The following is a 4553-nucleotide window of genomic DNA, read 5'->3' on the forward strand; positions in this document are numbered from 1 at the left end:
GACCTGCCGCCGGATAACCGGCTGGGGCCGATCCTGGCCGCGCTCGACGGGCAGGCATTCGGCGGCGTGTACGTCGAGACGCCGGACGCCGAGGCCACCCGGCCGCTGATGCGCTTGGCCCGCCAGTTCACCAAGCCGCTGGAGCAGTCGATGCGCAAGCGCGGGCTGCTCGATCCGGGCAACCGGGAACTGCCGCGACTGCATCTCACTTTCACGGATTCCACCACCGTGATCCCCGGCTGGTCGCACCCGGGACAGGCGGCGTCACGACCGATGGGCATCCCGCGCCTGAAGCTGTCCAAGCACGCCCCCAGCCGGTCGGCGCTCAAGCTCGAGGAGGCACTGATCACCTTCCTGTCTCCCGGCGAGCGCGAGGAGCTCCTGCGCTCCGGGCTGGAGGCGGTCGACCTGGGAGCCGCGCCCGGCGGCTGGACCTGGCAGCTGGTGCGCGCCGGGCTGATGGTCACCGCCGTCGACAACGGCCCGATGGCCGATGAACTGGCCGCCTCCCACCAGGTGGAGCACCGCCGCGAGGACGGCTTCACCTTCCGCCCCGAGCGGCCGGTCGAGTGGCTGGTCTGCGACATGGTGGAAAAGCCGATCCGCGTGGCCGCGCTCATGGCCGACTGGATGGCGCGGGGTGATTGCCGGCGGGCGATCTTCAACCTCAAGCTGCCGATGAAGAAGCGTCAGCAGGCAGTGATGGAGTGTCGGGAGTTGATCGAGGACCGGTTGGCCGAGGACGAAGTGCCGTTCGAGATGGATATTCGGCACCTGTATCACGACCGGGACGAGGTGACGGCTTATTTGCGTTGTGTGTAGCGCATCCCACGTCTAGCCGCCGGAGAGGGGTTTCTCGCGCCGTTTTCGTGTTGCGGTTTTGTTGTGCCGCCATGCCCGGCGGGCGAAACGTTCCTCCACACAACAAGCTCGGGGGCCGCGACCCCGCGTGGTCCTACCGGCCGTGGGCGGTCACGGCGTGCTCACGCGGGCCTGATCCGCGCCCAGGGAGGGCGCATTTCGGCCACATGAAGGCATGGGCCGCCGCTGGCGGTTATATTGGTCGCTGCCATAGTGGACGATCTGATCAAACGGAAGCCGGAGTCCCTCGATGATCCAGACCGAGACGATCCAGCAGCTTGCCGAGTCGTTCGACCGTTTCGAGCACGGCGATATCGGCGCCGGGGCGCTGGCCGATGGCCTCGCCGCGGTGCGCGACCAGGACATCGCCCGGGCCATGGTCGAGCTCGGGCCGGAGGGGATGCGGCGCGTGCTGGACGTGCTGCCGGCCGAACGACGAGCCGAGGTGTTCGGCTTTCTCGAGCCACGGACGCAGTTCGCGCTGGTCGAGCGGCTCGACGACGAGGCGGCGCGGGAGCTGATCGAAGGCCTGCGCCCGGACAACCTCACCGCATTGCTCGAGGACCTTTCGCCGGAGGAGGGCGAGGCGGTGGTCCGTCGGCTCAGCCCCGACCGGGTCCGGCAGGCGTTGCGGTTGCTGGGCTACCCGCCGGAGAGTGCCGGGCGGCTGATGACGCCGGAGTTCATCGCCCTCGAGCCCGACTGGACGCTGTCGCATGCGCTGCGCCACGTGCAGAAGCACGCCGGGCGCAGCGAGACGGTGGACGTCCTGTTCATCGCCGACGAGGAAGGCCGGCTGCTGGGCTGGACCGGCCTGCGCAGGCTGGTGCTGGGCGACCCGAAGGCGAAGGTCGAGTCGCTGGTCGGCGACCAGCCCGTGAGCATCGCCGTGTCCGAGGACCGCGAGGAGGCCGCCCGGCTGATCCAGCACTACGACCTGACGGCGCTGCCGGTGGTCGACGAGGGCGGGGTGCTGCTGGGCATGATCACCATCGATGACGTGATGGACGTGGTCGAGGAGGAGGCCACCGAGGACATCCACAAGCTCGGCGGCCTGGGGGCGCAGCACTTGAGCCTGCGCGGGGCCTCCGTCCTCGAGTTGTTCAGGAAGCGCATCGGCTGGCTGTTGCTGCTGGTGTTCCTGGCTATCTTCGCCGCGGGCGCGGTGTCCCAGTTCGAGGAGACGCTGGAGGCGGCCGTGGTGCTGAGCTTCTTCCTGCCGCTGATCATCGGTTCGGGGGGCAATGCCGGCTCGCAGGGGGCGACCATGATGGTGCGCGCGCTGGCGACCGGGGACGTGACCTCGAAGGACTGGCTGCGGCTCTGGGGCCGCGAGCTGGGCGTGGCCAGCGCGCTGGGCGTGACCATGGCGACGGCGGCCTGGGGCATCGGGCTGTTCTACGGCGGGACGATGCTGGCCAACGTGGTGTTCCTGTCCATGATCGCCGTGGTGATCTTCGGCAGCATGGTGGGAATGCTGCTGCCGTTCCTGCTTACCCGCTTCAACCTCGACCCGGCCACCGCCTCGGCCCCGCTGATCACCTCGATCGCCGACATCGGCGGCATCCTGATCTACTTCGGCATCGCCACGGCCTGGATGAAGATGGCGCCGCTCGGGTAGAGCCGCCAGGGAGGGCAGGATTGCTGGAACGGACTGCCAGCGGCGGACAGACGGGCGCGGATCGCGGCGCGCCGCTGCGCCGGGCCGCTACGAGTTGCCGGCCCTATTTCTTCCTTTTCTTGCCGTCGCCTCCGGACTCGCCGAGAGCGTCGGCGACCGACTCGGCGGCGATCCGCATCACCTCGATACGTGCAAAGCGCTTGTCGTTGGCCGGAATGATGTGCCACGGGGCGAACTCCGTGCTGGTGCGCACCACCATCTCGTTGACCGCGGCCTTGTAGTCGTCCCAGCGCTCGCGGTTGCGCCAGTCTTCCTCGGTGATCTTGTGCTGCTTGTGCGGGGTGGCCTCGCGCGCCTCGAAGCGGCGCAGTTGTTCCTCGGGAGAGATGTTGAGCCAGAACTTGAGCAGGGTGATCCCGTGCTCGGCGAGCTGCTGCTCGAAGGTGTTGATCTCGTGATAGGCCCGCGCCCATTCCGGCTGGCGGGCGAAACCCTCGACCCGTTCGACCAGCACCCGGCCGTACCAGGAGCGATCGAATACCGTCCAGTAGCCGTCGCGCGGTACCTGTCGCCAGAAGCGCCACAGGTGATGGTGGGCGGCTTCCTCGTCGCTGGGTGCGGCCACCGGGAAGACGCGGTAGAGTCGGGCGTCCAGCGCCTGGGTGAGACGGCGGATGGTGCCGCCCTTGCCGGCGGCGTCCCAGCCCTCGAACAGGGCCACCACCGAGTGTCGGGCCTTGAAGCCTTCCCAGCCCAGCCGGTTGAGCTGCGCGTCCAGTCGCTGCTTTTGTTCCTTGTAGTCGGATTTCGTCAGCTCCCGGTCGCAGTCGACCCGGTCGACGATGGTCACGCGGGCGCTTTCGGCCTCGGGCAGGGAAGGAGCGTGGGAGACCCGCTTGGCGCCGATGCCGTCACCGGCCTCCAGTCGCGTCTCGATCGCCCGCAGGAGGGTCTTGCCGGCGGTCAGGTCGCGGAAGCGCCGGTCGGTCGCCTCGATCAGGTACCAGGGTGCCTCGCCGGTGTCCGTTTCCCTCACCACCCGCGTGGCGATGTCGATGAACTCGTCGTAGTGGTTGGAAAGCTTGGCCATCTCCGGTGCCATGCGCCAGTGGCTCTGCGGGTCGCGGCGGCGCTTTTCCACCCGGCGGGCCTGCTCGGCCCGCGGCAGGTGGAACCAGTACTTGACCAGCAGGGTCCCGCCGGTGATCAGCATGTGCTCGGTTTCACGGATGCGTTCGAGCTCGCCGGTCACGCCTCCCTCGCCCAGCCTGCCCTTCAGGGTGTCCTCGATCAGCCGCGCGTACCAGGCACCGAACAGGATGCCGATCTCGCCGGCCTGGGGCATGGTGCGCCAGTAGCGCCACCAGCGCGGCCGCTGGGTCTCCTCGTCGGTTTCGTCCCAGAAGACGTGGGTCCGCACCCCGCGGGAGTCCAGCCATTCGAGAAGGTGGTTGACCAGCTCGCCCTTGCCGGCCCCGGCCACGCCGTTGATCACCAGCAGCACCGGCACGCCCTGCAGCCGGGCCCGACGCTGGGCCTGGAGCAGCCGGTAGCGCAGCTCCGGGATGGCGTCCTTGAATGTGTCCTTGCTGATGTGGCGACCGAGTTCGGCGGCTTCGAACATGGAGGTTCCCGTGTGTGTCGGAAAGCGGCGGAGGTGCCTGATCAAGCCTAGCACGCCGCTCCGGGGGAAGATTCCCGTCGGGGGCTGTGCCATCCTTCCCGGACAGTTCTTTGAGGGTGGGACGATGATCGCGAATCGCTTGCTGGGCCGCGTTGCGCTCCTGCTGCTTGCCGGTGGCATGCTCACGGCCGCGCCGTCGTCGGCCTGGGCCGAGAACCGGCTGGCGGACACGGCCTCGGACTACTTGCGCGACCATGCCGACAACCCGGTCGACTGGTATCCCTGGGGTGAAGAGGCCCTGGCGCTGGCCCGCGAGCAGGACAAGCCGATCTTCGTCTCGGTGGGCTATTCCACCTGCTACTGGTGCCACGTCGCCAAGCGCGAGCTCTACGAGGACCCCGAGATCGCCGCGGCGATGAACGAGGGCTTCATCAACATCAAGGTCGA

At 68.4% G+C, this 4553-nt stretch carries 4 protein-coding genes; 3 read left to right on the top strand and 1 reads right to left on the bottom strand.

Translation table 11 applies throughout. The features are described 5' to 3' along the window. Together rlmM and mgtE are read left to right on the top strand one after the other, a co-directional pair. On the top strand, positions 1 to 822 hold an 822-nt coding region (gene rlmM, locus ACESL5_RS09335; RefSeq protein WP_372592510.1), incomplete at its 5' end, for a 23S rRNA (cytidine(2498)-2'-O)-methyltransferase RlmM. Between the two features lie 289 nt (positions 823 to 1111). After that, positions 1112 to 2482 (top strand): magnesium transporter, encoded by a 1371-nt coding sequence (gene mgtE, locus ACESL5_RS09340; protein WP_372592511.1) that lies wholly within the window; start codon positions 1112 to 1114, stop codon positions 2480 to 2482. 103 nt (positions 2483 to 2585) lie between these two features. Here mgtE and pap read toward each other — a convergent pair whose 3' ends face one another. Continuing rightward, the gene (pap, locus tag ACESL5_RS09345) at positions 2586 to 4106 is read right to left on the bottom strand and encodes a polyphosphate:AMP phosphotransferase (protein WP_372592512.1); all 1521 of its coding nucleotides are present in this window, start codon (positions 4104 to 4106) and stop codon (positions 2586 to 2588) included. A gap of 178 nt (positions 4107 to 4284) precedes the next feature. On the opposite strand from pap, the gene ACESL5_RS09350 reads away from it, so the two are divergent. Next, a partial coding sequence (locus tag ACESL5_RS09350; protein WP_372592513.1) for a DUF255 domain-containing protein occupies positions 4285 to 4553 on the top strand: 269 nt, incomplete at its 3' end.

This window comes from Guyparkeria sp. (assembly GCF_041687595.1).
GTDB lineage: Bacteria > Pseudomonadota > Gammaproteobacteria > Halothiobacillales > Halothiobacillaceae > Guyparkeria.

Bases quoted from the DNA above. Each gene is read 5' to 3' on its own strand.
- mgtE (WP_372592511.1), top strand. From the start codon at position 1,112: ATGATCCAGACCGAGACGATCCAGCAGCTTGCCGAGTCGTTCGACCGT.
- pap (WP_372592512.1), bottom strand. From the start codon at position 4,106: ATGTTCGAAGCCGCCGAACTCGGTCGCCACATCAGCAAGGACACATTC.